Source organism: Aquimarina sp. EL_43, from assembly GCF_943422735.1.
Classification (GTDB): domain Bacteria; phylum Bacteroidota; class Bacteroidia; order Flavobacteriales; family Flavobacteriaceae; genus Aquimarina; species Aquimarina megaterium.
On sequence record NZ_CALSBR010000001.1, the window covers coordinates 199,679 to 225,645 of the forward strand.

Consider the following 25,967-nt stretch of genomic DNA (forward strand, 5'->3'; position numbering starts at 1 on the left):
TAAAACTACATCCTTTCGGGAACGTTAATCCCTAAAAGTTTAAATCCAGATTTAATAGTTTTACCCACCAGACTAGAAATTTGAACTCTAAATATTTTTTCCTGATCTGTATCTGCTCCGAATATAGATACATTTTGAAAAAACGAATTATAACTCTTTACCAAGTCATAAGTATAATTACTAACTATGGCTGGGCTAAGTTCATTCGCAGCATTCTGAATAATTTCTGGATAAAGCTCTAATTGTTTAATAAGTTCCTTCTCCTTTTCATGTAACGTTATATCAACTATAGGGATGTCATAATCAAAATCTGCTTTTCGTAGAATTGCTTGAATACGCGCATAGGTATATTGTATAAATGGCCCTGTATTTCCTTGAAAATCTACCGATTCTTCGGGATTAAAAAGAATACGTTTTTTGGGATCTACTTTCAAAATAAAATATTTTAATGCCCCAAGACCTATAGTACGGTAAATTTCTGCTTTTTCATCTTCTGTATAGCCATCTAACTTACCCAGATCTTTAGAAATTTCACCAGCAGTCGTTGCCATTTGAGTAATTAAATCATCAGCATCTACTACCGTTCCTTCTCTACTTTTCATTTTACCACTAGGCAAATCAACCATACCATAACTTAGATGATGTAAATATTGTGCCCAGTCATATCCTAATTTTTTCAAAATTAAAAACAACACCTTAAAATGATAATCTTGCTCATTCCCTACAGTATATATCATCCCTCCTATATCAGGGTTATCTTTAACACGCTGTATTGCTGTTCCTATATCCTGAGTCATATATACTGCAGTACCATCGCTACGCAATACTATTTTTTCGTCAAGACCTTCATCGGTTAGATCACACCATACTGACCCGTCTTCTTTTTTGAAAAATACACCTGTAGCCAATCCATCTTCGATATTATCCTTACCAAGAAGATATGTATTACTTTCATAGTAGTAGCTATCAAAATCTACTCCTAAAGTCTTATAGGTCTGATCAAAACCATCATACACCCAACCATTCATCATTTCCCAAAGTTTCACCACTTCTTCGTCTCCTGCTTCCCATTTACGAAGCATTTCTTGGGCTTCTACCAAGATCGGAGCTTCCTTTTTTGCGTCCTCTTCTGTTTTACCTGCAGAAATTAACTCAGCAATTTGATCTTTATAGACTTTATCAAATTTCACATAATAATTTCCAACCAATTTATCTCCTTTTAACCCCGTAGATTCTGGTGTTTTTCCATCTCCATATTTTTGCCAGGCTAACATAGATTTACAAATATGTATACCTCTATCATTAATAATTTGGGTTTTATATACTTTTTTACCGCTAGCTTTGATAATTTCTGCTACAGCATATCCTAAAAGATTATTTCTAACATGTCCTAAATGCAGAGGCTTATTTGTATTAGGTGAGGAATACTCTACCATAATTGCTTTATCTTCTGCTGAAGGTGTTACAAAACCATAACCTTCAATATTTTTGATTTTTGCAAAAAAATTAAGATAATATGAATCCGAAATTACTAGATTTAGAAATCCTTTAACTACATTATAGGCATCAATTTCTTTTATATGCTCTACCAAATACTTCCCTATGGATTCTCCTATCTGAACAGGGTTTCCTTTAACTACTCGAAGCATCGGAAATACTACTACAGTAATATCTCCCTCAAATTCTTTTCGGGTGGCTTGTAATTCTACAGATTCCAGATCAGCACTATACAATTGTTGTATTGCTTCTTTTACTTTTTCTGAAATGGTTTGTTGTAAACTCATCTTCTTAAAAAATTAAGATGCAAAGATAATAGAAATTACACAGCGACACTACGTGTTTTCACATCATTTCATTATATTGTACATAAAAAAACACTAGTCAATAACTCGCACAAAAAATCCCCTGAGTTAAATTAGAAAGCAAATTGCAAAATCGTTCTTCCTTGTTGTACCAACATAAATAGATTGATTATTTATGACATCAATACTAACTATTCATTATTTTGTATTTAGGGTTTCGATCTGCAAAATTGCAAAGCTAAATCAATTTTACTAGGATAAAACGCTAAGTTTTATCGATTAATTGCATTTTTTTTCGTATTTTTTTTATATTTATTAAAACAACTATATGAGGCAATTTTTACTAATTATTTTTCTATCAACATTATTTTCATCCTGCAATTCTAATCCTGTAAAAGATCTCGAATTACACAATTTGGTAGCATTATTAATTGGTGAATTTTCTAATGAAGAACAAGCAGAAAATGATTCTAGTTTTGCCCATCTTAACTTAATTAATATTAGAATCTGGAAAGACAAGCCTGGATATTGGGTATATTCTGAAGTATCAGACGCTAAAGGAGATCATCATGTATACAATCAGACGATATTAAACTACGAACGATTAGATTCTTCGACTATCAAAAGCACAAGTTATAAAATCATTAGTGTAAAGAACCATAGTGCTGATTTAATTAATGCTGAATTCTCTGGCAGACCTTCAACCAAACTCTTTGATAGATTAACTTTGGATAGTCTAGAAATAAAAACCGGATGTCAAGTATATTTTAAGAAAAAAACTTCGACAATATATTCTGGTAAAACAGGTAAGGGTTCTTGCAACAATAATATTGATTATATCGACTACATTATGAGTACCTATGTAGTTAGTAAAGATAAGATATCCATATGGACCAAAGGATATAACAACAGCGGAAAACAAGTATGGGGCAAAATCAAAGGACCTTATAAATACAAAAGAATTGGTAAGTAAAGATCATTTTATAATTACTTAACAAAATCTGCTAATGTTTTATTTTCCAGAACTTTTAATGTACTATCTCTCACTTCAATCATAACGCTATGCACCGCACATTTATCTTCGTCGGGGCAATCGTCACATTTTTCATAAAAATTAAGACTCACACAAGGCACCATAGCAATTGGTCCTTCTAAAACTCTAATTACAGACGCCATTGTGATATTTTTTGGCTCTTTAATCAAATAATACCCTCCTCCTTTTCCTTTTTTAGATCCTAAAAAACCTGTTTTTCTTAGTGTTAATAGAATGCTCTCTAAAAACTTTTGAGAAATATTCTCATTAGATGCAATCTCTGAGATTAACACAGGATCATCACATCTCTTTTTCGCAATATAAGTAAGTGCCTTTAAGCCATATTTAGTTTTTTTCGAAAGCATACTTTAATTGATTTCTGTAATTTATAGTTACTGGTTAAGTTTGAAGTTTTAACTACAGCTTATAGAACTACAAACTTTTCGGAAGAAAAACTTCTGCCATCATACAACGTGCACTCCCTCCGCCTAACGTTTCGATTGTATTGAGATCGCTATGAAGAATTGCACAATGCTTTTCTATCCTGGTAATTTGATCTTTAGTTAGACTCTTAAACGCCGCAGATGACATGACAATATAACGCTTATCTCCCAAACCAACAACTTGGAGCATATTACCCGCAAAGTTATTCACTTGATTTTCAGTAATTGCAACAATCTCTTTACCATCATTTTTTAGATGATTAACAAGGTTTTTGCGTTCTTTTTTATCATCTATAGATTCCAGACATACAACTGCAAATGTTTCTCCTACTCCCATCATTACATTGGTATGATATATTGGCAATCGTTTTTTATTAACCGTTTGATACGCTGTAAAGATAACGGGTGTATATTCAAAATCTTCGCAAAACTCTATAAACAAATCCTCATCTGCTCGAGGAGATAATGCACAATATGCTTTCCTATTTACTCTGTCTAATACCAGGCTACCTGTACCTTCAAGAAACACCCCTTCATCTTCAGCGCCGGTATAATCTATAATATTACTTATCTCAAAACCAGACACTTCTAATTGGTCTAAAACTTCGGGCCTGCGTTCTTTTCTTCTATTTACAGCAAACATCGGATATAACCCTACATCTCCATTTTCATGAAAAGACACCCAATTATTAGGAAAAATAGAATCAGGAGTATCATTTTGGGGATCATCATCAATTACAATTACGTGTACCCCAGCCTCTCTTAATACTTTTACAAATTGATTAAACTCTTGTTGAGCTTTAATATTAGCAGTTTCTGTATCTATACCTGTAGTTTCCTGATAGTAATTATTTACAGCCGTTTGTTCATTCATCCTAAATTGAACAGGGCGAATCATTACTATCGTATTGGTTATTTGTTTTTTCAAATAAATTTAATTTATCATTTTTTCTGTAATAGTTGCTGTTGTTGCTTTTAACACATCAAAAGCAGCTTCTGCCATCTTATTTCCTTTATTATCTAGTGTAGGATTAACCTCTACTACCTCAAAACAAACAGTTTTCTTTGTTTTTACGAATGCTTGAATAATACGAATCGCTTCATCAATATCAAATCCTCTAGAAACAGGTGTTCCTGTTCCTTTAGAAATCAAATCACAATCCATGCTATCAACATCAAAAGAGACATATATCATATCACAGGATTCTAATCTTTGAATTGCTTCTTCTAAACATTGTTCAAAACCGCGGTAGCGCATTTCTTCTACCATATAATTTTTAATCCCATTTTCTGCGATTACTCCTTCTTCTGGTTCTTCTGTATCTCTCACGCCAAAATACACGATATTTTGGTGTTCTATCTTTTGCCCTTCGATACCAATGTTTTTCATCTTGTTCCACAAATCAACTGTCTCTTCTGACACTTCATTGATCTTAAAACTCAAATTATCATTAGAAAGTGCTGCTGCCAAAGGCATTCCATGAATATTTCCAGAAGGTGATGTATATGGCGAATGCACATCGGCATGAGCATCTATCCATACCACTCCCAATGTTTTGGTTGGAAAAGCTGCCTTTATCCCACTAATTGTACCTAAGGCAGATGAATGATCTCCTGATAATACAATTGGATATATATCTTCTTTTAGGTTTCTTGATACGCTATTACTTAGTCGGGTACATACATTAAGCACACTCCCTATTCGCTTAGCAAATGAATTGTTTACTTTATTGTATATCGTTTCATTTTCTGTTTCTACATTTTCATAGGGATACAGATTAAAATAATCATCATCTTTATTAATAGCTGCAATTTCTATTGCATCAACTCCCAGATCAGAACCTCTTGTTCCTGCGCCAATATCCGATCTATTTTTAACTAATTTAATTTCTTTCATTACTTATGCTACTGTTTTTAATTGCTTTTAGAAATATGCTACAATTAAAACATCTTTATTCAATATATTTATTGAATTCGTCATGAATTCGTAACTAATTTTAATAATCTATCTCTCTTTAGAGGGGTATAAAGATAAAATAAAAAAGCCTTACTACTATTAATTATAATGTAAGGCCTTTGTATTTTAAAATATCAAACTTTTATCTATTTTCTACTTCCACAAAAGGTCTGGAGTTTTCACCAACATATATTTGTCTTGGTCTTCCAATCGGTTCTTTACGAAGTCTCATCTCTTTCCATTGAGCTATCCATCCTGGTAATCTCCCTAAAGCAAACATCACAGTAAACATTTCTGTTGGTATACCTAAAGCTCTATAAATAATACCTGAGTAAAAATCTACATTAGGATATAGTTTTCTTTCTACAAAGTACTCATCTTCGAGGGCTACTTTAGCTAGTCCTTTAGCAATATCAAGAACTGGATCTTCAATTCCTAAATCGCCTAATACTTCTTCTGCTGATTTTTTGATAATCTTAGCTCTTGGATCAAAGTTCTTATATACTCTATGACCAAATCCCATTAAACGGAAAGGGTCACTTTTATCTTTGGCTTTAGCAATATACTTAGCGGTATCTCCCCCATCTGCTTTAATTGCCTCTAGCATTTCTATAACTGCCTGGTTTGCTCCTCCATGAAGTGGTCCCCATAATGCAGATATCCCTGCTGATAATGATGCAAACAATCCTGCATGAGAAGATCCAACAATTCTAACTGTAGAAGTAGAACAGTTTTGCTCATGATCTGCATGAAGTATCAATAACTTATCCAATGCATCATACACAAGTTTATTAGGTTCATAAGCTTTATTAGGCCTTCCAAACATCATCTTATGTAAATTCTCTACATATCCCAAAGAATTATCTCCATAATCTAGTGGAAGACTTTTTCTTTTTCTCATTGTCCAAGCTGCGAGTACTGGGAATTTTGCCAGTATTTTCACAATAGCATTATACATTTCTTCTTCCGAGTCGACATCTACCGATCCTGGATTAAAAGCAATTAATGCATTGGTTAAAGAAGACAGCACTCCCATTGGGTGTGCACTTTTAGGAAATCCATCAAGGATCTTCTTCATATCTTCATCTACATGAGATTCTTCTTTTATATCTCTATCAAATTTTTCTAGCTCTACTTGTGTTGGTAATTCTCCAAAAATTAATAAATAAGCCACTTCTAAAAAATCTGCCTTTTCTGCCAATTCTTCTATAGAATATCCTCGGTATCTTAAAATTCCTTTTTCTCCATCAAGAAATGTAATACCACTCTCACAACTTCCGGTATTTTTATACCCAGGATCGATGGTTGTAATCCCTCCGGTTACCCCTCTTAGTGTTTTAATATCAATTCCTAATTCGTTCTCTGTTCCTTCTATTATCGGAAACTCATATTTATTACCGTCGATTTCTAACGTAGCTATTTTTGACATTTGATTATTTTAGAATTTTGCTGTTATTGTAGGATCGCTAAATTACGAAATATAGTGTTAACATAGTATTAATCGTAAGATCATTTTTACCCTTACAACTCATTTTCAAAATTATATAAAAAACAAAGCGACTACCTAATTAGATAGTCGCTTTATACTCTATTGATAATTTCTATTACTTTACCTTAAACGCATTTTCTTTTGGAAAATAAGCAATGGTTCCCAACTCTTCTTCAATACGAAGTAATTGATTATATTTTGCCATTCTATCACTACGAGAGGCTGACCCTGTTTTGATTTGCCCTGTATTTAAAGCAACAGCCAGATCAGCAATAGTATTATCTTCTGTTTCACCAGAACGGTGTGACATAACAGAAGTATACCCTGCATTATGCGCCATGTTTACAGCCGCAATAGTTTCGGTAAGAGTTCCTATTTGATTAACTTTAATTAGTATTGAATTGGCAATACCATTTTCAATTCCTTTTGAAAGTCGTTCTACATTAGTAACAAACAAATCGTCACCAACCAATTGAACTTTATCCCCTACTTTATCTGTAAGATATTTCCATCCTTCCCAATCGTTCTCATCCATACCATCTTCTATAGAAATAATTGGGTATTTTGAAGCTAGCTCTGCAAGATAATCAGCTTGTTCTTCACTTGTGCGTATTACTCCTTTATCGCCTTCAAATTTTGTATAGTCATATTTACCATCAACAAAAAATTCTGCTGCCGCACAATCTAGTGCAACCATAATTTCATCTCCAAATTTGTATCCAGCTTTCTCTACTGCAAGGGCAATTGAATCTAAAGCATCTTCTGTTCCATCTAATGCTGGAGCAAATCCTCCTTCATCACCTACAGCAGTACTCAGACCTCGGTCATGTAATACTTTTTTAAGATTATGAAAGATCTCGGTTCCCATTTGCATGGCATGTGTAAAGTTTTTGGCTTTTACTGGCATAACCATAAATTCCTGAAATGCTATTGGAGCATCACTATGCGAACCTCCATTGATAATATTCATCATTGGCACTGGTAGCGTATTAGCACTTACTCCTCCAACATAACGATATAGTGGCATTCCCAATTCGTTTGCTGCTGCTTTTGCTGCTGCTAACGAAACTCCTAATATTGCATTAGCACCAAGTTTTGATTTGTTAGAAGTGCCATCTAACTGGATCATAGTCTGATCTAATAAATTTTGATCAAATACAGAATATCCTAATAACTCTTCAGCAATTATTGTATTTACATTTTCGACAGCCTTAAGAACTCCTTTACCCATATATGCTGCACCGCCATCGCGTAGTTCTACGGCTTCGTGTTCTCCAGTAGAGGCCCCAGAAGGAACAGCAGCTCTTCCTAAAATACCGTTTTCGGTAATCACGTCTACTTCTACAGTTGGGTTACCACGTGAATCTAAGATTTGTCTAGCGTGAATATTAATAATTACACTCATGTTTTTAATTTATTTTGTTGGATAATTTTAATTCTTCGCAATATACAAAACCAGTATACTTTAGACCCTTCAAAAAAACCATAATTTACCACAGAATCCGTGATATAACGATCAAGTTATCAACTATAACGTTATAGATTAAAGTTTTATCAAAAAGAATCAAAAGTTACTAAGCTACCGTTATATTATGCTGTGATTTTTGTTTTTTTAATATTCTCGATAAATTGATCAAACAAGTAGATTGAATCATTAGGTCCCGGACTAGCCTCTGGGTGGTATTGTACAGAAAAACAGTTCTTATTTTTCATTTTGATTCCTGCAACGGTATCATCATTAAGATGCACATGAGTTATTTCTACATCAGGATGTGCTTCTGTTTCTTCTCTACGTATTGCGAAACCATGATTCTGTGAAGTGATTTCTCCTTTACCTGTAATCAGATTTTTAACCGGATGATTTATTCCTCTATGCCCATTATGCATTTTATAAGTACTTATTCCATTAGCTAATGCTATCACCTGATGCCCTAAACAGATACCAAATAGTGGTAAGTCTTTTTCAAGAATCTCTTTTGCTGTTGCAATTGCCTGAGTTAACGGTTCTGGATCACCAGGACCATTAGAAAGAAAGTATCCGTCTGGTTCCCATCCACTCATTTCTTCGAATGTAGCATTATACGGGAATACTTTTACATATGCATCTCGGCTTGTAAGGTTACGTAGTATATTTTTCTTTATTCCTATATCTAAAGCTGAAATCTTATAAGTAGCATTAGGATCACCTACAAAATAAGGTGCTGTGGTAGAAACTTTTGAAGCTAGTTCTAAACCATTCATATCAGGAACCGCTGCAAGTTCTTTTTTTAGTTTATCTACATCATCAACTTCTGTAGAGATTACAGCATTCATTGCTCCATTATCTCTAATATAACTCACTAATGCTCTCGTATCTACATCAGAAATTGCTAAGAGATTATGTTTTTCTAAAAATTCTTGTAAAGAACTATCGGCCCTATCCCGAGAATATTCGTAACTAAAGTTCTTAACAATCAAACCTGCAATTTTAATAGAGTCTGATTCTATTTCGTTTTCATTAGTTCCATAATTACCTATATGTGCATTGGTAGCCACCATTAACTGCCCATAATACGATGGATCTGTAAAAATTTCCTGATACCCTGTCATACCAGTATTAAAACACACTTCACCAAAAGCGCTACCTTCTCTTCCCACAGCTTTGCCATGAAAAATTGTACCATCTGCTAATAAAAGAATTGCTTTTTTTCGAGATTGATATTTCATTTGTTATATCTATTATTTTTAATGGTCTGACAAAATTCACACAGTATTCATTCTGATTAGTTACTATGTTTATTTCATCATTTTCAACTTTATTTGACTGTACAATTTCTGTTTTAACAGAAATCAACTTTTTTAGAATTATTCAAAAAAAAAGGATAAACGACGAACGTTTATCCTTTTATTATTATGTGCAATTCGCATTTTTCATTTATTCTTCTTCAGAGCTAGTAGTTTCTGTTGCCGGTGCTACAGGAGCGGCTTCAGCCTTTTTCCCTTTACCACCTCTTCTTCTAGCTTTCTTCTTAGCAGGCTTACCAGCATTATACAGCTCATTGTAATCTACCAATTCGATCATAGCCATATCTGCATTATCCCCAAGACGATTACCAAGTTTTATGATTCTTGTATATCCTCCTGGTCTATCTCCTACTTTAGCAGCAACATCTCTAAATAATTCTGTAACCGCGTATTTATTACGCAATCTACTGAATACGATACGACGATTATGTGTAGTATCTTCTTTAGATTTTGTCACTAATGGCTCTACAAACTGCTTAAGCGCTTTTGCTTTTGCAACTGTAGTATTGATTCTTTTATGTTCAATTAGGGAACAAGCCATATTTGCAAGCATTGCTTTACGATGCGCTGTTTTTCTTCCTAAATGATTTACTTTCTTTCCGTGTCTCATGACATTTTATTTTAATCATCATCTTGCTCAATCCGCCTCGTGCAGAGAGCAAATTATGATGAGTTAGTCTTTATCTAATTTGTATTTTGAAAGATCCATACCGAAGTTAAGTCCTTTAACATTCACTAATTCTTCAAGTTCTGTTAAAGATTTCTTACCAAAGTTACGGAACTTCATTAAATCATTTTTATTGTAAGATACCAGATCTCCTAAAGTATCTACCTCTGCAGCCTTTAAACAATTAAGTGCACGTACAGAAAGATCCATATCGATCAATTTAGTTTTTAACAACTGTCTCATGTGAAGTGATTCTTCATCATAAGTTTCTGTTTGTGCAATTTCATCAGCTTCTAATGTAATACGCTCATCAGAGAATAGCATGAAGTGATGGATTAATATTTTAGCAGCTTCGGTTAATGCATCTTTAGGATGAATAGATCCGTCTGTTACAATTTCGAAAACTAATTTTTCGTAATCTGTTTTTTGCTCTACACGATAGTTCTCAATGCTATACTTAACATTTTTAATTGGAGTGTAAATAGAATCTGTAAAAATGGTTCCAATAGGAGCATTAGCTTTCTTATTTTCTTCAGCAGGAACATAACCTCTACCCTTTTCGATAGTAATTTCTAGGTTAAGTGCTACTTTTTTATCCATGTTACAGATTACAAGATCAGGATTTAACACCTGGAATCCAGAAATAAATTTCTGAAAATCACCAGCAGTTAATTGCTCTTGACCCGAAATAGAGATTGTAACAGATTCATTATCTATATCTTCTATTTGACGCTTAAAACGTACTTGCTTAAGATTTAAGATAATCTCGGTAACATCTTCTACTACTCCAGAGATCGTAGAGAACTCATGATCTACACCTTCTATTCTAAGAGAAGTTATAGCGAATCCCTCTAAAGAAGATAGCAAAACTCTTCGCAAAGCGTTACCAACTGTTAATCCGTACCCAGGTTCTAATGGTCTAAATTCAAATTTACCATCGAACTCTGTGGAGTCGATCATGATAACTTTATCGGGCTTCTGAAAATTTAATATTGCCATGTTATTGTTTCTTCTTTGAGTTATTACTTAGAGTATAATTCGACGATGAATTGTTCATTGATATTTTCCGGAATCTGAATTCTTCCCGGAACAGATACAAAAGTACCTTCTTTAGTATCATTATTGAACGTAATCCACTCATACACTTTGCTATTATTAGCTAGTGAGTTTTGAATTACTTCTAATGATTTTGATTTTTCTCTTACTCCAACAACATCTCCTGCTTTTAATTGGTACGAAGGGATGTTAACTTGTTGTCCGTTAACAGTTATGTGTCTGTGAGAAACTAATTGTCTTGCTCCTCTACGAGAATTTGCTAATCCCATTCTGAATACTACATTATCCAAACGAGATTCACAAAGTTGAAGTAATACCTCACCCGTAATTCCTTGAGCACGTGTTGCTTTTTCGAACATGTTACGGAACTGACGCTCTAATACTCCATACGTATACTTCGCTTTTTGCTTTTCCATTAACTGAATAGCATACTCACTTTTCTTTCCTCTACGTCTGTTATTTCCGTGTTGTCCCGGTGGGTAATTTCTTTTTTCGAATGACTTATCGTCTCCGAAGATCGCTTCACCAAATTTACGAGCGATTTTAGTTTTTGGACCAGTATATCTTGCCATTATTAATAATTTAGTTACTTAGGATGATTATGAATTAAGGTCTCTTTCCTTCGATAATCAATATTCCTAATTTAGATTTACTTATTGTTATTTATATATAAAAAGATCCCGAAGTTAAAATTCGGGATAAAATTTATACTCTACGTCTTTTAGGAGGACGGCATCCATTGTGCGGCATTGGAGTAACATCGATAATTTCTGAAACTTCAATACCAGAATTATGAAGAGAACGTATTGCTGATTCTCTACCATTACCAGGACCTTTAACATATACTTTCACCTTCTTAAGTCCAGCTTCGATAGCTACTTTAGAAGCATCTTCTGCAGCTAACTGGGCAGCATAAGGAGTATTCTTCTTAGAACCTCTAAAACCCATTTTACCAGCAGAAGACCAAGAAATAACGTCTCCCTTTTTATTTGTTAACGAAATAATTATGTTGTTAAAAGAAGCTGTTACGTGTGCTTCTCCTACAGATTCAACAATTACTTTACGTTTTTTTGAAGTTGACTTTGCCATACTACTTATTATTTAGTTGCTTTTTTCTTATTAGCAACTGTTTTTCTTCTTCCTTTACGTGTTCTAGAATTGTTCTTAGTGCGTTGCCCTCTAAGTGGTAAACCAGCTCTATGACGGATACCTCTATAACATCCAATATCCATAAGACGCTTGATGTTTAGCTGTACCTCAGAACGTAATTCTCCTTCAATGGTATAGGCTCCAACAGCTTCACGGATACGACCTATTTGGTCATCATCCCAATCTGAAACTTTTACACTTTCATCTACTTTGGCAGTTTCTAAAATTTCTTTAGCTCTACTTCTACCAATTCCGAAGATATAGGTTAATGCTATAACTCCTCGCTTTTGTTTAGGTATATCTACCCCTGCAATTCTTGCCATAATTACCCTTGTCTTTGTTTAAATCTAGGATTCTTTTTATTAATTACGTAAAGTCGGCCTTTTCTACGCACAATCTTGCACTCGGCACTTCTCTTTTTTATTGATGCTCTAACTTTCATCTCTTTGTTTTTAGTTTCCAAAACATACAAATTATATCTTTTGGAAGATATCAGTAACAAGATTTTTCGGCCTGCAAAATTACACAAAAAATCTTAATTTACAATATTCTTTAATTATTTAGTATCTATATGTTATACGAGCCTTAGTTAAATCATAAGGACTCATTTCTAACTTCACCTTATCTCCTGGTAATAATTTAATGTAATGCATACGCATCTTACCAGATATATGAGCTGTCACTACGTGACCATTTTCTAGTTCTACACGAAACATTGCATTTGATAATGCTTCGATGATACTTCCGTCTTGTTCTATTGCCGGTTGTTTTGCCATTATGCTACTGCTTTACGGTTTTTACCAGTTTTCATTAATCCATCATAATGTCTATTTAACAAGTATGAATTAACCTGTTGCATTGTATCGATAGCTACACCTACCATAATAAGTAGAGAAGTTCCTCCGAAAAACAATGCCCAACCTTGTTGTACATTCAACAATTTAACTGCTATCGCAGGAAATACTGCAATTAGCGCCAAGAATATTGACCCTGGCAATGTGATCTGAGACATGATCTTATCTAAATATTCTGATGTTTCACTTCCTGGGCGAATACCAGGAATAAAACCACCACTACGTTTCAAATCGTCTGCCATTTTATTCGTTGGCACCGTGATAGCTGTATAAAAATATGTAAAGATGATAATCAATACTGCAAACAAAACATTATACCAAAACCCAAAAATATCGCTAAATGCTGCAGCAATACCTTGAGAGGTTTCTGAATCTGACAAACCAGCTACAGCGGCAGGCACAAACATAATTGCCTGAGCAAAAATGATAGGCATTACCCCTGAAGCATTTAATTTTAAAGGTATATACTGACGAGATCCAAAAACATTCTTCTCGTATCCTCCTCCAGCTGTTCTTCTAGCATATTGAACAGGTATTTGACGTACCGCCATTACCAACAATACTGATGCTAATATAATTACAAACCAGATAACCAGTTCTATCAATACCATAATCATTCCTCCTCCATCTCCTGAAGTTCTTGATGCAAAGTTCTGCACAAATGATTGTGGTAGGGTAGCAATAATACCCACCATAATTAAGAGAGAGATACCATTACCTATACCTTTATCTGTAATTTTTTCACCTAACCACATGGCAAAAATACAACCTGTGGATATAATGATTACAGAAGACACAACAAAAACTGTTTGATTAGGAATCACAAAAGCTTCTGCCGGAAGCGTTGCAAACAGATTATAGATATATCCTGGTCCTTGAACCAAAGTAATAGCAATAGTTAACCAACGTGTAATTTGGTTAATCTTTTTTCTACCACTTTCTCCTTCTTTTTGTAGTTTTTGTAAATAAGGAATAGCTATTCCCATTAACTGCACTACAATTGAGGCTGATATATATGGCATAATACCTAATGCAAATACTGAAGCGTTAGCGAAAGCTCCTCCTGTAAACGCGTTAAGTAATCCCAACAAACCATCTTGAGTTTGTGTTCCCAGGTTTGCTAATTCTGAAGCATCTATTCCTGGAAGTACTATTTGCGCCCCAAATCGATATACTAAAAGTAATCCAAGTGTAACTAAGATTCTATTCTTTAGTTCTTCGATTTTCCAAATGTTTTTTATTGTGTCAATAAATTTCATGAATTGTCTATTATAAGGTTACTGCTTCACCACCTGCTGCTTCTATAGCAGCTTTTGCAGTGGCTGTAAATTTGTGAGCTGAAACTTTTAATTTTGCTTTCAGTTCACCTCTTCCCAATATTTTAACCAAATCATTTTTCCCCGCCAAACGTGTAGTTAAAATCACATCCAGATCAACAGTATCTTTAATTTTACCATCATCTACTAATTTTTGTAGTGTGTCTAAATTAATCCCTTGATACTCTTTTCTGTTGATGTTTTTAAAACCAAATTTTGGCACACGTCTTTGAAGTGGCATTTGCCCACCTTCAAAACCTATCTTTTTAGAATATCCAGAACGTGATTTTGCTCCTTTATGTCCACGAGTAGCAGTTCCTCCCTTTCCAGAACCTTGTCCACGACCTACTCGTTTGCTATTATTTTTTACCGAACCTGCAGCAGGTTTTAAGTTACTTAAATCCATGTGCTTTTATTATTTTGTTTCTATCGAAACTAAATGTTTAACTTTATTTACCATCCCAAGGATATTAGGAGTATCTTCATGCTCCACAACCTGGCCGATCTTTTTAAGACCTAGAGCCTCTAGGGTTCTCTTCTGTCTCTGAGTACGGTTAATCGCACTTTTTACTTTAGTAATTTTAATCTTTGCCATCGTTCCTGAATTTATCCTTTAAACACTTTCTCTAGTGAAACTCCACGTTGAGTTGCTACTTGTTGCGCACTACGCAATTGTAACAAAGCATCAAACGTTGCTTTCACCACATTGTGTGGGTTAGACGATCCTTGGTTTTTAGAAAGTACATCATGCACCCCTACAGATTCTAATACTGCACGGATTGCTCCACCAGCAATTACCCCGGTACCTGTAGCAGCAGGTAAGAGTAAAACTCTTGCACCACCGTACTTACCTTTTTGTTCATGAGGTAATGTACCTTTATGTAATGGAATACGAACCAAATTCTTTTTTGCATCTTCTACTGCCTTAGCGATAGCTTCTGCTACCTCTTTAGACTTACCTAAACCGTGACCTACAACACCGTTTTCGTCACCTACAACAACTATAGCCGAGAAACCAAATGCTCTACCACCTTTAGTTACCTTAGTTACACGTTGTACACCAACTAAACGATCTTTAAGTTCAAGTCCGCTTGGTTTTACTAATTCTGCGTTTTTATATTTTTGATACATATTTTCTTAGAATTTAAGTCCTGCTTCTCTAGCACCGTCTGCTAATGATTTTACTCTACCGTGATACAAATATCCTCCTCTATCAAAGGATACTGTTTCTACACCAGCTTTCTTAGCTTTTTCAGCAAGCGCTTTTCCTACTAAGTTTGCTTTTTCTATCTTACTTCCTTTTGCTGAAGCAATGTCTTTATCTCTTGAAGAAGCAGCACTGATGGTTTTACCAGTTACATCATCTATGACTTGAGCATAGATTTCTTTATTACTTCTAAAAACAGATAATCTAGGACGTTGTTCTGTACCGCTTACATTACCGCGGATACGCTTTCTTATCTTTAATCTTCTTAAATCTTTTGAGAATGCCATAACGTTAGTTATTATGCAGATTTACCTGCTTTTCTTCTTAATTGTTCTCCTACGAATTTGATTCCCTTCCCTTTATAAGGTTCTGGTTTACGGAAGCCTCTAATTTTAGCTGCTATCTGACCCACCAATTGCTTATCATGAGAAGTTAATTTTACGATAGGGTTTTTACCTTTTTCTGAAATAGTTTCGACCTTAACTTCTGGCGCTACGTCTAAAACTATATTATGAGAGAATCCCAAAGCCAAATCTAATTTCTGACCCTGATTAGAAGCTCTATAACCAACTCCTACCAATTCTAACTCTTTAGTAAATCCTTCAGAAACTCCATTAACCATATTATTAATCAAAGCTCTATATAAACCATGCTTTGCTTTATGATCTTTGGCTTCGCTAGGTCTTTCTAGAACTACCTGGCCCTCTTCGACTTTCACACCGATACTATCGATTTCCTGAGAAAGCTCTCCTAATTTTCCTTTAACAGTAACAACATTACCTGTCACTTCAACAGTGACACCAGACGGAATAGTTACTGGATTTTTTCCTATTCTTGACATTTCTTTTGTCTTTTATACTGTTAATATACGTAGCAAAGTACTTCACCACCTACATTCTCTTGCTTTGCACGTTTACCGGTCATTACACCATGAGAAGTAGAGACTATTGCAACACCTAATCCATTAAGAATTCTTGGGATATCATTAGACCCTGCATACTTACGTAAACCTGGCTTACTGATTCTTTGCAATTCTTTAATAACTGGTTCTTTAGTTATTTTATCGTATTTAAGTGCTATTTTGATAGTACCTTGTGTTGTATTATCTTCAAATTTATAACTTAAAATATATCCTTGATCGAATAATATTTTAGTGATCTCTTTTTTAACCTTCGATGCAGGAATCTCAACTACTCTATGTTGAGCACTATTTGCATTACGAATTCTGGTTAAATAATCTGCTATAGGATCTGTATTCATTGTTTATAATTTATGGTTTTGGTTTTCAATATTTTTAATTGAACCTTAAACCAATTAATTTACTTTATTATTACCAACTAGCTTTTGTTACTCCCGGAATTAATCCTTTGTTCGCCATCTCTCTGAATGTTACACGAGAAATCCCAAACTGACGCATATATCCTTTTGGTCTTCCTGTTAACTTACAACGATTATGCTTACGAATTGGCGAAGCATTTTTAGGCAACTTCTGTAATGCTTCATAATCTCCAGCTTCTTTTAAAGCTTTACGTTTTTCAGCATACTTTGCTACAGTTTTTGCTCTCTTCACCTCACGGGCTTTCATTGATTCTTTAGCCATAATTAATTCTTTTTAAAAGGTAATCCTAGTTCGGTTAACAATGATTTTGCTTCTTTATCGGTTTTTGCCGAAGTTTCGAAAGTAATGTTCATTCCTGAAATCTTATTTACTTTATCGATATCAATCTCAGGAAAAATAATCTGCTCAAGAACACCTAATGAGTAATTACCTCTACCATCAAAACCTGTAGCTTTAATTCCGTTAAAATCTCTAACACGTGGTAAAGCTGAAGTAATAAGACGATCTAAAAATTCGTACATTCTTTCTCCTCTTAACGTAACTTTTGCTCCAATTGGCATTCCTTTACGTAATTTGAAAGAAGCAACATCCTTTTTAGAAATTGTTGCTATAGCTTTCTGACCTGTTATATTTGTTAATTCGTCTACTGCATAGTCGATTAACTTTTTATCAGCTACTGCTGCTCCAACACCTCTACTTAAAACTATTTTTTTAAGCTTTGGTACTTGCATTACATTATCATAGCTGAATTCTTCTGTAAGAGCAGACACTACTCTGTCTTTATACTCTTGTTTTAATCTTGGGATATAAGCCATAACTATATTACTTCATTAGATTTTTTAGAAAATCTCACTTTCTTATCTCCTTCTATTCTATATCCTATTCTTGTTGTTTCACCTTTAGCGGTTAACAATGATAAGTTAGAAATATGAATAGGTGCTTCTTGTTTTACAATACCACCTTGTGGGTTTGTAGCACTAGGCTTTTGGTGTTTTGACACTAAGTTCACACCTTCTACAATTGCCTTGTTCTTATCTTTCAATACTTTTTGCACAGTTCCCTCTTGACCTTTGTTGTCTCCAGCGATAACTCGCACTGTATCTCCTGACTTTATTTTTAGCTTTGTCATCTTCACAAATGTTTTAAAGCACTTCTGGCGCTAGTGAAACAATCTTCATGAATTGCTTATCACGAAGTTCTCTTGCTACTGGACCAAATACACGTGTTCCTCTCATTTCTCCCGTAGGAGTTAATAGAACACACGCGTTATCATCAAAACGGATATAAGAACCGTCTGGTCTACGCACTTCTTTTTTGGTACGAACTACAACTGCAGTAGAAACTGCTCCTTTTTTAATGTTTCCATTTGGAGTTGCTTCTTTTACACTGACAACTATTTTGTCTCCTACAGAGGCGTATCTTCTTTTTGTACCACCTAAAACACGAATGACTAAAACTTCTTTTCCACCTGTGTTATCGGCTACTTTTAATCTAGACTCTTGTTGTACCATAATTACTTCGCTCTTTCAATTACTTCTACTAATCTCCAGCATTTGGTTTTACTCAAAGGTCTTGTTTCCATGATCTTTACAGTATCACCAATATTGCAGTCGTTTTTCTCGTCGTGTGCAACGTATTTTTTCGTTTTTAACACGAATTTTCCGTACATAGGATGTTTTACTTTTTTAACTTCAGCAACCACAATGGATTTCTGCATTTTGTTACTAGTAACAACTCCTATACGCTCTTTTCTTAAATTTCTTTTTTCCATCTTTCAGCAGAATTAACCGTTTAATTCTCTTTTTGTTAGCTCTGTAGCCATTCTCGCAATAGATCTTCTTACTTTACGTAATTGTAAAGGGTTTTCTAATGGAGACATAGCGTGAGCCATTCTTAAATCTGAATACGCTTTTTGAGATTTACCAAGCTCCTCTTGTAATTCAGCTGTAGATAATTCTTTTACTTCTGATTGTTTCATAATCCTCAAATATTAAGCTTGATAATCTCTAGCTACTATAAACTTAGTTTTTACAGGAAGCTTCTGAGCTGCCAGACGTAAAGCTTCTTTAGCTACGTCATAAGGCACTCCGCTTATTTCAAATAATATTCTTCCTGGTTTTACTACTGCTGCCCAATACTCGACAGCACCTTTTCCTTTACCCATACGTACTTCAAGAGGTTTCTTAGTTATAGGCTTGTCTGGGAAAATTTTAATCCACAGAGAACCTTCTCTCTTCATATAACGAGTAGCAGAAATACGAGCTGCTTCTATTTGTCTAGCAGTAACAAAACTTGAATCTAATGATTTGATTCCGAAAGTACCATTAGAAAGTGTGTGTCCTCTTTGAGAAAGACCTTTCATACGTCCTTTTTGTTGCTTACGGAATTTTGTTCTTTTAGGCTGTAACATTGTTAATTTACTTTAAAAAATTACTTTCTACGACGTGATTTGTTATTACCTCCACTTCGTCCACCTCTGTCACCTTTTCCTTGTTTTTTGGATAAACCAACCAAAGGAGAAAGCTCTCTTTTACCATATACTTCGCCTTTCATAATCCATACTTTAACACCCAATCTACCATAAGTAGTGTGTGATTCTACCAAAGCATAATCTATGTCAGCTCTAAATGTTGATAAAGGAATACGACCTTCTTTATAAGACTCTGTACGTGCCATTTCTGCACCGTTCAAACGTCCTGAAATCTGGATTTTGATACCTTCTGCATTCATTCTCATTGCTGCCGCGATAGCCATTTTAATAGCACGACGATATGAGATACGGCTTTCGATTTGTCTTGCAACACTCGATCCTACCAAAAATGCATCAAGTTCTGGTCTTTTGATTTCAAAAATATTGATCTGAACTTCCTTTTCAGTAATTTTCTTAAGCTCTTCTTTTAACTTGTCTACCTCTTGACCACCTTTTCCGATAATAATACCAGGTCTAGCAGTAGTGATAGTAACGGTTACAAGTTTAAGCGTACGCTCAATAATTACTCTAGATACACTAGCTTTTGATAAACGTGCGTGTACATACTTTCTAATCTTATCGTCTTCGGCAAGTTTATCACCGTAGTCATTACCTCCGTACCAGTTAGATTCCCATCCTCTGATAATACCAAGGCGATTTCCGATTGGATTTGTCTTCTGTCCCATAGTTTATATTAGCTTTGTGTATTATTGTTTGCTGCAACCACTATTGTTACGTGGTTAGAGCGTTTTCTTATTCTGTGTGCACGACCCTGTGGAGCAGGACGAAGTCTTTTTAACATACTTCCTCCATCTACACGAATCTCTTTTACAAAAAGATCTGCATCTTCGATGCTAGCGTCTTCATTTTTCGCCTGCCAGTTTGCTATTGCCGAAAGCAATAACTTTTCTAAACGACGTGATGCTTCTTTAGGGTTAAATCTAAGAATATGAAGCGCCTTTTCAACTTTTACACCACGAACTAAATCCGCTACTAAACGCATCTTACGAGGTGACGTAGGGCAGTTATTAAGTTTAGCAAAAGCGATTTGCTTTTTCTCTTCCTTAATTCTTTCTGCCATTTCTCTTTTACGAACTCCCATGACTTAAATTATTTTTTACCTTTATTTTTAGCACCAGCGTGTCCTCTAAAGGAACGTGTTGGCGAAAATTCTCCTAATTTATGACCTACCATATTCTCGGTAATATATACCGGTACAAACTGGCGACCATTATGAACTGCAATTGTTTGCCCTACAAAGTCAGGAGTAATCATAGATGCTCTAGACCAAGTCTTAATAACAGACTTTTTATTAGCTTCTACATTTGCAGCTACTTTTTTCTCTAACTTATAGTGAACGTAAGGTCCTTTTTTTAATGAACGTGCCATATCTTATTATTTCTTTCTACGTTCTACAATATACTTATTACTCGCTTTCGTCTTAGAACGGGTTCTAAATCCTTTTGCAGGAAGACCTTTTCTAGAACGTGGATGACCTCCAGAAGAGCGTCCTTCTCCACCACCCATTGGGTGATCAACAGGGTTCATCGCTACTGGTCTTGTACGAGGACGACGACCTAACCATCTTGTTCTACCGGCTTTACCTCCTACGATCAATTGATGATCACTATTAGATATAGCACCTATAGTAGCCATACAGTTAACCAATATCATTCTCACTTCACCAGAAGGCAATTTTACCGTAGCAAATTTACCATCTCTAGCCATAAGCTGAGCGAATGATCCAGCACTACGAGCCATAACAGCACCTTGACCTGGACGTAATTCTATACAAGAAATGATTGTACCTAGTGGAATATCACTAAGTGGCATAGCATTACCGATTTCTGGAGCTACATTGCTTCCAGAAACGACATTCTGACCTACCTGTAAACCATTTTGAGCGATAACATAGCGCTTCTCACCATCTTGGTAATTTAGCAACGCTATAAATGCAGTTCTGTTTGGATCGTATTCTATTGTTGCTACGGTAGCAGGAATTCCTTGCTTATCACGTTTAAAATCAATGATACGATACCTTCTTTTATGACCACCACCTTTGTAGCGCATAGTCATTTTTCCTTGACTGTTTCTACCTCCAGATCTTTTTTTCGGAGCCAATAGGCTTTTTTCCGGCTTATCAGTAGTAATGGCGTCAAATCCATTTACTACTCTAAAACGCTGACCTGGGGTAATTGGCTTTAATTTTCTTACTGACATTTTCTAGTCTTAAAGATTACTATATAAATCAATTACTTCACCTTCCGCCACCTGTACAATTGCTTTTTTATAAGCACTTGTTTTACCAGTAACCATACCTGTTTTTGTATAACGAGTATTACGGTCTGGACGGACATTTATTGTTCGAACTTTAGTAACAGATACACCATAAGCAGCTTCAACTGCTTTCTTGATCTCTACCTTATTCGCTTTCTTATCTACTACAAAACCATAGCGGTTAAACACTTCACTATCTGCAGTAGCCTTTTCTGTAATAATAGGTTTTATTAAGATACTCATGGCTTCTATTTACTTAAATTCGTTTCAATTCCTTTCAAAGAACTTTCCAAAAGTACAACATTATTCGCATTAAGTATTTTGTAAGTACTTAATTCTGAAGAAGTTATAACTTCTGAACTTTTCAAATTGCGTGACGACAAATATACATTTTTATTCGACTCTGCCAACACAAACAAAGATTTTTTGTTTTCAAGTCCTAAAGACTTTAAAACTGCAGTAAAATTCTTAGTTTTTACAGTATCAAAAGTAAAGTCTTCGATCACTGTTATTGCTTTGTCATTCGCCTTAATACTTAACGCAGATTTACGTGCTAATCTCTTTAAGTTCTTATTTAATTTAAAAGAGTAGCTACGTGGTCTAGGACCAAAAACTCTACCTCCACCTTTAAATATAGGAGACTTTATACTACCAGCTCTCGCGGTACCTGTCCCTTTTTGCTTCTTTATCTTTCTAGTACTACCTACAATTTCTGCACGTTCCTTAGCTTTATGAGTACCTTGACGTTGATTAGCCAAGTATTGCTTCACATCTAAGTATACAGCATGATCATTTGGTTCTATACCAAAAACAGCATCAGAAAGGTCTGCCTTTCTTCCTGTTTCTTTTCCGTTTATATCAATTACCGCTACTTTCATTACTTCTGAATCGTTACATAAGCGTTTTTATGTCCAGGAACACATCCTTTAACAACAAGTATATTCTTTTCAGGAACTACTTTTAACACTCTTAAGTTTTGAACTTTTACTTTTTCTCCACCCATTCTACCTGCCATTTTCATTCCTTTGAAAACTCTTGCAGGATATGATGCAGCACCAATAGAACCCGGGGCTCTTAAACGGTTATGCTGACCATGAGTTGCTTGACCAACACCACCAAAATTGTGTCTCTTTACTACCCCTTGAAAACCTTTTCCTTTTGAAGTTGCTGATACATCAACAAATTCTCCTTCGGCAAAGTGCTCAACAGTTACTGTATCTCCTAATTTGTACTCCTCCTCAAAACCTTTGAATTCGACAACTTTACGTTTAGCAACAGTTCCTGCTTTTTTAAAGTGACCTAACGCCGCTTTAGTAGCATTTTTGTCTGCTTTGTCATCGAAACCTAGCTGAACAGCTTCATAACCGTCAACTTCTTCAGTTCTGACTTGGGTAACCACACATGGTCCAGCTTCGATTACTGTACATGGAATATTCTTTCCATTTTCATCGAAGATGCTGGTCATGCCGATCTTTTTTCCTATTAACCCAGACATATTTAATTATTTATTAATGATTTACTTATTATATATTGAAATTACTTTCAATTCTTTTACTCTTTTGCAAAAAAACAGGGTCAAAACACGTTCAACCCTGAATGTATTTTTTTGCCGTTTTTCCCTCGCATACAGCTCGGGACATTTTATCGTAAGGTGCACTTACGAAACCAAGGTTCTATCACACTTTGATTTCAACCTCTACTCCACTTGGTAATTCCAACTTCATTAACGCATCGATCGTTTTTGAAGAAGAGCTATAAATATCCAAAAGTCTTTTATAAGAACTTAATTGAAATTGCTCTCTGGATTTTTTGTTTACGTGTGGAGAACGAAGCACCGTAAAAATTTTCTTATGTGTTGGCAAAGGAATTGGCCCAGTTACTACAGCTCCCGTACTCTTTACCGTCTTTACGATTTTCTCAGCAGATTTATCTACTAAGTTATGATCGTAAGATTTTAGTTTTATTCTGATTTTTTGACTCATTTCTGTAATAATTAAGCGTTAACTCCTTTTGCAGCTGCAATTACTTCTTCCGAGATATTAGAAGGAGTTTCAGCATAGTGAGAAAATTCCATTGTTGATGTTGCTCTACCAGATGACAATGTTCTTAATGTAGTTACATATCCAAACATTTCAGAAAGTGGAACAGTTGCTTTTACAGTTTTTGCACCAGCACGATCACCCATATCACTTACTTGTCCTCTACGACGATTAAGATCTCCTACGATATCACCCATATTTTCTTCTGGCGTAATAACTTCCAATTTCATAATCGGCTCCATAATTACGGCTTTAGCAGCTTTCGCTGAATTTTTAAAACCTAATTTAGCAGCTAATTCGAAAGATAATTGATCAGAATCCACATCGTGATAAGAACCATCTTTCAATGTTACTTTCATAGCATCAACCTCATATCCAGCTAATGGACCATTTACCATAGCCATTTTGAATCCTTTTTCAATAGAAGGGATAAATTCCTTAGGAACATTACCTCCTTTAATCGTAGACTCAAACTGAAGCCCTACTTGTCCTTCGTCTGCTGGCTCAATCGTAAATACAATATCTGCGAATTTACCTCGACCTCCAGATTGCTTCTTATAAACCTCTCTATGGTCAGCTGCCTGAGTAATAGCCTCTTTGTACTCTACTTGTGGCTGACCTTGATTTACTTCAACTTTGAATTCACGTCTTAAACGGTCAACAATAATATCTAAGTGAAGCTCACCCATTCCAGAAATAATCGTCTGTCCTGAAGCCTCATCTGTTCTAACTGTAAATGTTGGATCTTCTTCTGCTAATTTAGCCAAAGACATACCTAATTTATCAACATCTGCTTTAGTCTTAGGCTCAACTGCAATACCGATTACCGGATCAGGGAAATCCATAGATTCTAAAACGATAGGATTCTTTTCATCAGACATAGTATCACCAGTCTTGATATCTTTAAATCCTACTGCTGCTCCAATATCTCCTGCTTCGATATACTCAATTGCATTTTGCTTATTAGAGTGCATTTGATAAATACGAGAAATACGCTCTTTTTTACCCGAACGGTTATTCAAGATATATGATCCCGCATCCAAACGACCAGAATATGCTCTAAAGAATGCTAAACGTCCTACAAAAGGATCTGTAGCAATTTTAAATGCTAAAGCAGAAAATGGTTCTTTTACATCTGGCTTACGTAATTCTTCCTTATCAGTATTAGGATTTACACCTACAATACCTTCTTTATCTGTTGGAGAAGGCAAATAACGACATACAGCATCTAAAAGAAACTGTACTCCTTTATTTTTAAATGCAGATCCACAAATCATAGGAATAATAGACATATCCATTACAGCAGCTCTAAGCGCAGCATGCACTTCTTCTTCTGTAATTGAATCTTCATCTTCCATGAATTTCTCTAAAAGATTTTCATCATAAGCAGCAACTTCTTCAATAAGCTTACCTCTTAATTCTGCAGCTTCAGCCTTTAAATCTTCAGGAATATCAATAACATCAAATGTAGAACCTTGTGTTTCATCATGCCATACAATTGCACGGTTTTTCACTAAATCTACAATACCTTTAAAATCTGCTTCATCACCAATATTCATTACAATTGGCACAGCATTAGATCCTAACATATCCTTAACTTGCTGGCAAACTGCCATAAAGTTAGATCCTTGACGATCCATTTTATTTACAAAACCAATTCTTGGTACTTTATAATTATCAGCAAGTCTCCAGTTTGTTTCTGATTGAGGCTCTACCCCATCAACAGCACTAAATAAGAATACCAATCCATCTAATACTCTTAAAGAACGATTTACCTCTACGGTAAAATCGACGTGACCCGGAGTATCAATTATGTTAAAATGATATCCTTTAGTATCATCTACTGGCTTACCATTTTCTGTTGGAAAATTCCACTCACACGTTGTAGCAGCAGAAGTAATCGTGATACCACGCTCTTGCTCTTGCTCCATCCAGTCCATAGTGGCTGCACCATCATGCACCTCACCAATTTTATGACTCACCCCAGTATAATAAAGAATACGTTCGGTGGTTGTAGTTTTCCCTGCGTCAATATGCGCAGCAATTCCTATATTTCTAGTATATTTTAAATCTCTAGCCATTTCT

38 protein-coding genes are annotated in these 25,967 nt (G+C 35.0%); 1 reads left to right on the forward strand and 37 read right to left on the reverse strand.

Going from position 1 to position 25,967, the window contains the following annotated elements; genetic code table 11:
• Positions 1–5 precede the first annotated feature (5 nt).
• Entirely contained in the window at positions 6–1,784 is a 1,779-nt protein-coding gene (argS, locus tag NNL09_RS00940) for an arginine--tRNA ligase (protein ID WP_196910654.1), read from the reverse strand.
• A gap of 346 nt (positions 1,785–2,130) precedes the next feature.
• Here argS and NNL09_RS00945 point away from each other — a divergent pair, with 346 nt between their 5' ends.
• Positions 2,131–2,775 carry a chromophore lyase CpcT/CpeT gene (locus NNL09_RS00945; protein WP_025666473.1) on the forward strand — a complete coding sequence of 215 codons (645 nt, stop codon included), beginning with the start codon at positions 2,131–2,133 and terminating at the stop codon, positions 2,773–2,775.
• Between the two features lie 14 nt (positions 2,776–2,789).
• Here the strand turns inward: NNL09_RS00945 and NNL09_RS00950 are convergent, their stop codons facing one another.
• The 36 genes from NNL09_RS00950 to fusA all read right to left on the reverse strand — a co-directional run bounded on the left by NNL09_RS00950 (position 2,790) and on the right by fusA (position 25,963).
• Positions 2,790–3,200, reverse strand: a complete 411-nt coding sequence (locus NNL09_RS00950; RefSeq protein ID WP_025666472.1) for an Rrf2 family transcriptional regulator — start codon at positions 3,198–3,200, stop codon at positions 2,790–2,792.
• Between the two features lie 67 nt (positions 3,201–3,267).
• Positions 3,268–4,176, reverse strand: a complete 909-nt coding sequence (ctlX, locus tag NNL09_RS00955; RefSeq protein ID WP_035096406.1) for a citrulline utilization hydrolase CtlX — start codon at positions 4,174–4,176, stop codon at positions 3,268–3,270.
• Positions 4,177–4,212: 36 nt separating this feature from the next.
• Positions 4,213–5,175, reverse strand: coding sequence for an arginase (locus NNL09_RS00960; protein WP_025666470.1), 963 nt, complete (start codon positions 5,173–5,175; stop codon positions 4,213–4,215).
• Between the two features lie 202 nt (positions 5,176–5,377).
• Positions 5,378–6,664 (reverse strand): citrate synthase, encoded by a 1,287-nt coding sequence (locus NNL09_RS00965; protein ID WP_196910655.1) that lies wholly within the window; start codon positions 6,662–6,664, stop codon positions 5,378–5,380.
• Positions 6,665–6,839: 175 nt separating this feature from the next.
• Complete coding sequence (gene eno / locus NNL09_RS00970; protein ID WP_025666468.1) at positions 6,840–8,129, reverse strand: phosphopyruvate hydratase; 1,290 nt, start codon at positions 8,127–8,129, stop codon at positions 6,840–6,842.
• A 185-nt stretch (positions 8,130–8,314) separates the two neighbouring features.
• The gene (carA, locus tag NNL09_RS00975) at positions 8,315–9,430 is read right to left on the reverse strand and encodes a glutamine-hydrolyzing carbamoyl-phosphate synthase small subunit (RefSeq protein ID WP_109097916.1); all 1,116 of its coding nucleotides are present in this window, start codon (positions 9,428–9,430) and stop codon (positions 8,315–8,317) included.
• Positions 9,431–9,638: 208 nt separating this feature from the next.
• A complete protein-coding gene (gene rplQ, locus NNL09_RS00980; RefSeq protein ID WP_025666466.1) occupies positions 9,639–10,118 on the reverse strand; it encodes a 50S ribosomal protein L17 in 480 nt (159 codons plus the stop codon).
• 63 nt (positions 10,119–10,181) lie between these two features.
• A complete protein-coding gene (locus NNL09_RS00985) occupies positions 10,182–11,174 on the reverse strand; it encodes a DNA-directed RNA polymerase subunit alpha (RefSeq protein WP_024770856.1) in 993 nt (330 codons plus the stop codon).
• A 23-nt stretch (positions 11,175–11,197) separates the two neighbouring features.
• The gene (gene rpsD / locus NNL09_RS00990) at positions 11,198–11,803 is read right to left on the reverse strand and encodes a 30S ribosomal protein S4 (RefSeq protein WP_196910656.1); all 606 of its coding nucleotides are present in this window, start codon (positions 11,801–11,803) and stop codon (positions 11,198–11,200) included.
• Positions 11,804–11,936: 133 nt separating this feature from the next.
• Positions 11,937–12,320, reverse strand: coding sequence for a 30S ribosomal protein S11 (rpsK, locus tag NNL09_RS00995; RefSeq protein ID WP_025666464.1), 384 nt, complete (start codon positions 12,318–12,320; stop codon positions 11,937–11,939).
• 8 nt (positions 12,321–12,328) lie between these two features.
• Complete coding sequence (rpsM, locus tag NNL09_RS01000) at positions 12,329–12,703, reverse strand: 30S ribosomal protein S13 (protein WP_025666463.1); 375 nt, start codon at positions 12,701–12,703, stop codon at positions 12,329–12,331.
• A 2-nt stretch (positions 12,704–12,705) separates the two neighbouring features.
• On the reverse strand, positions 12,706–12,822 hold the full coding sequence (ykgO, locus tag NNL09_RS01005) for a type B 50S ribosomal protein L36 (RefSeq protein ID WP_013621733.1): 117 nt from the start codon (positions 12,820–12,822) through the stop codon (positions 12,706–12,708).
• A gap of 118 nt (positions 12,823–12,940) precedes the next feature.
• Positions 12,941–13,156 carry a translation initiation factor IF-1 gene (infA, locus tag NNL09_RS01010; RefSeq protein ID WP_008613577.1) on the reverse strand — a complete coding sequence of 72 codons (216 nt, stop codon included), beginning with the start codon at positions 13,154–13,156 and terminating at the stop codon, positions 12,941–12,943.
• Entirely contained in the window at positions 13,156–14,493 is a 1,338-nt protein-coding gene (gene secY / locus NNL09_RS01015; protein WP_025666462.1) for a preprotein translocase subunit SecY, read from the reverse strand. The genes infA and secY overlap by 1 nt, the downstream gene beginning before the upstream one ends.
• Positions 14,494–14,503: 10 nt before the next feature.
• Positions 14,504–14,956 (reverse strand): 50S ribosomal protein L15, encoded by a 453-nt coding sequence (gene rplO / locus NNL09_RS01020; protein ID WP_025666461.1) that lies wholly within the window; start codon positions 14,954–14,956, stop codon positions 14,504–14,506.
• A 9-nt stretch (positions 14,957–14,965) separates the two neighbouring features.
• The gene (gene rpmD / locus NNL09_RS01025; RefSeq protein ID WP_024770862.1) at positions 14,966–15,145 is read right to left on the reverse strand and encodes a 50S ribosomal protein L30; all 180 of its coding nucleotides are present in this window, start codon (positions 15,143–15,145) and stop codon (positions 14,966–14,968) included.
• A gap of 11 nt (positions 15,146–15,156) precedes the next feature.
• Complete coding sequence (gene rpsE / locus NNL09_RS01030) at positions 15,157–15,681, reverse strand: 30S ribosomal protein S5 (protein ID WP_025666460.1); 525 nt, start codon at positions 15,679–15,681, stop codon at positions 15,157–15,159.
• A 6-nt stretch (positions 15,682–15,687) separates the two neighbouring features.
• Positions 15,688–16,044, reverse strand: a complete 357-nt coding sequence (gene rplR, locus NNL09_RS01035; protein ID WP_025666459.1) for a 50S ribosomal protein L18 — start codon at positions 16,042–16,044, stop codon at positions 15,688–15,690.
• Between the two features lie 11 nt (positions 16,045–16,055).
• Positions 16,056–16,598 carry a 50S ribosomal protein L6 gene (gene rplF, locus NNL09_RS01040; RefSeq protein ID WP_196910657.1) on the reverse strand — a complete coding sequence of 181 codons (543 nt, stop codon included), beginning with the start codon at positions 16,596–16,598 and terminating at the stop codon, positions 16,056–16,058.
• Between the two features lie 20 nt (positions 16,599–16,618).
• Positions 16,619–17,017: a 30S ribosomal protein S8 gene (gene rpsH / locus NNL09_RS01045; RefSeq protein ID WP_025666457.1), complete on the reverse strand. Its 399-nt coding sequence runs from the start codon at positions 17,015–17,017 to the stop codon at positions 16,619–16,621.
• Between the two features lie 70 nt (positions 17,018–17,087).
• Positions 17,088–17,357: a 30S ribosomal protein S14 gene (rpsN, locus tag NNL09_RS01050; protein WP_025666456.1), complete on the reverse strand. Its 270-nt coding sequence runs from the start codon at positions 17,355–17,357 to the stop codon at positions 17,088–17,090.
• A gap of 2 nt (positions 17,358–17,359) precedes the next feature.
• On the reverse strand, positions 17,360–17,911 hold the full coding sequence (gene rplE / locus NNL09_RS01055) for a 50S ribosomal protein L5 (RefSeq protein ID WP_025666455.1): 552 nt from the start codon (positions 17,909–17,911) through the stop codon (positions 17,360–17,362).
• A gap of 2 nt (positions 17,912–17,913) precedes the next feature.
• On the reverse strand, positions 17,914–18,225 hold the full coding sequence (rplX, locus tag NNL09_RS01060) for a 50S ribosomal protein L24 (RefSeq protein ID WP_025666454.1): 312 nt from the start codon (positions 18,223–18,225) through the stop codon (positions 17,914–17,916).
• 13 nt (positions 18,226–18,238) lie between these two features.
• On the reverse strand, positions 18,239–18,607 hold the full coding sequence (gene rplN / locus NNL09_RS01065; RefSeq protein WP_024770870.1) for a 50S ribosomal protein L14: 369 nt from the start codon (positions 18,605–18,607) through the stop codon (positions 18,239–18,241).
• A 2-nt stretch (positions 18,608–18,609) separates the two neighbouring features.
• Positions 18,610–18,867, reverse strand: a complete 258-nt coding sequence (rpsQ, locus tag NNL09_RS01070) for a 30S ribosomal protein S17 (RefSeq protein WP_025666453.1) — start codon at positions 18,865–18,867, stop codon at positions 18,610–18,612.
• A 12-nt stretch (positions 18,868–18,879) separates the two neighbouring features.
• Positions 18,880–19,074, reverse strand: a complete 195-nt coding sequence (rpmC, locus tag NNL09_RS01075; protein WP_025666452.1) for a 50S ribosomal protein L29 — start codon at positions 19,072–19,074, stop codon at positions 18,880–18,882.
• Positions 19,075–19,086: 12 nt separating this feature from the next.
• Complete coding sequence (rplP, locus tag NNL09_RS01080; RefSeq protein WP_025666451.1) at positions 19,087–19,506, reverse strand: 50S ribosomal protein L16; 420 nt, start codon at positions 19,504–19,506, stop codon at positions 19,087–19,089.
• A gap of 20 nt (positions 19,507–19,526) precedes the next feature.
• Positions 19,527–20,252 carry a 30S ribosomal protein S3 gene (gene rpsC / locus NNL09_RS01085; RefSeq protein ID WP_025666450.1) on the reverse strand — a complete coding sequence of 242 codons (726 nt, stop codon included), beginning with the start codon at positions 20,250–20,252 and terminating at the stop codon, positions 19,527–19,529.
• An 8-nt stretch (positions 20,253–20,260) separates the two neighbouring features.
• Positions 20,261–20,668 (reverse strand): 50S ribosomal protein L22, encoded by a 408-nt coding sequence (rplV, locus tag NNL09_RS01090; protein ID WP_024770875.1) that lies wholly within the window; start codon positions 20,666–20,668, stop codon positions 20,261–20,263.
• Between the two features lie 8 nt (positions 20,669–20,676).
• Complete coding sequence (gene rpsS / locus NNL09_RS01095; RefSeq protein WP_024770876.1) at positions 20,677–20,955, reverse strand: 30S ribosomal protein S19; 279 nt, start codon at positions 20,953–20,955, stop codon at positions 20,677–20,679.
• Between the two features lie 6 nt (positions 20,956–20,961).
• On the reverse strand, positions 20,962–21,786 hold the full coding sequence (gene rplB, locus NNL09_RS01100) for a 50S ribosomal protein L2 (protein ID WP_025666449.1): 825 nt from the start codon (positions 21,784–21,786) through the stop codon (positions 20,962–20,964).
• Positions 21,787–21,795: 9 nt separating this feature from the next.
• Positions 21,796–22,086: a 50S ribosomal protein L23 gene (gene rplW, locus NNL09_RS01105; protein ID WP_024770878.1), complete on the reverse strand. Its 291-nt coding sequence runs from the start codon at positions 22,084–22,086 to the stop codon at positions 21,796–21,798.
• Between the two features lie 5 nt (positions 22,087–22,091).
• Complete coding sequence (gene rplD / locus NNL09_RS01110) at positions 22,092–22,721, reverse strand: 50S ribosomal protein L4 (protein WP_025666448.1); 630 nt, start codon at positions 22,719–22,721, stop codon at positions 22,092–22,094.
• Positions 22,721–23,338 (reverse strand): 50S ribosomal protein L3, encoded by a 618-nt coding sequence (gene rplC, locus NNL09_RS01115; RefSeq protein ID WP_025666447.1) that lies wholly within the window; start codon positions 23,336–23,338, stop codon positions 22,721–22,723. The genes rplD and rplC overlap by 1 nt, the downstream gene beginning before the upstream one ends.
• 181 nt (positions 23,339–23,519) lie before the next feature.
• Positions 23,520–23,825: a 30S ribosomal protein S10 gene (gene rpsJ, locus NNL09_RS01120; RefSeq protein ID WP_010181931.1), complete on the reverse strand. Its 306-nt coding sequence runs from the start codon at positions 23,823–23,825 to the stop codon at positions 23,520–23,522.
• 11 nt (positions 23,826–23,836) lie between these two features.
• Positions 23,837–25,963 carry an elongation factor G gene (gene fusA, locus NNL09_RS01125; protein ID WP_025666446.1) on the reverse strand — a complete coding sequence of 709 codons (2,127 nt, stop codon included), beginning with the start codon at positions 25,961–25,963 and terminating at the stop codon, positions 23,837–23,839.
• Positions 25,964–25,967 lie beyond the last annotated feature (4 nt).